This window comes from Pectobacterium sp. CFBP8739 (assembly GCF_013449375.1).
Lineage (GTDB): Bacteria > Pseudomonadota > Gammaproteobacteria > Enterobacterales > Enterobacteriaceae > Pectobacterium.
In genome coordinates this window covers 405,815-406,062 of record NZ_JACDRR010000007.1, presented here as the reverse complement: position 1 = coordinate 406,062, position 248 = coordinate 405,815, and the positions used below count along the sequence as shown (strand labels likewise).

2 tRNA genes are annotated in these 248 nt (G+C 51.2%); both read right to left on the bottom strand.

What is annotated here, in order from left to right:
• Positions 1-13 precede the first annotated feature (13 nt).
• Positions 14-100: transfer RNA gene (locus H0247_RS07835), tRNA-Leu, on the bottom strand.
• Positions 101-108: 8 nt separating this feature from the next.
• Positions 109-182: transfer RNA gene (locus H0247_RS07830), tRNA-Cys, on the bottom strand.
• Between the last annotated feature and the right edge of the window lie 66 nt (positions 183-248).

The following is a 248-nucleotide window of genomic DNA, read 5'->3' as shown; positions in this document are numbered from 1 at the left end:
ATTGATTTATCAATGGTGCCCGGGGCGGGACTTGAACCCGCACAGCGCGTACGCCGAGGGATTTTAAATCCCTTGTGTCTACCGATTTCACCACCCGGGCATAAATATTGGAGGCGCGTTCCGGAGTCGAACCGGACTAGACGGATTTGCAATCCGCTACATAACCGCTTTGTTAACGCGCCAGAATATTTAGGTCTTAAGACCAACATCCGCTATCGCCGATGCTTTAAATTGGAGCGGGAAACGAG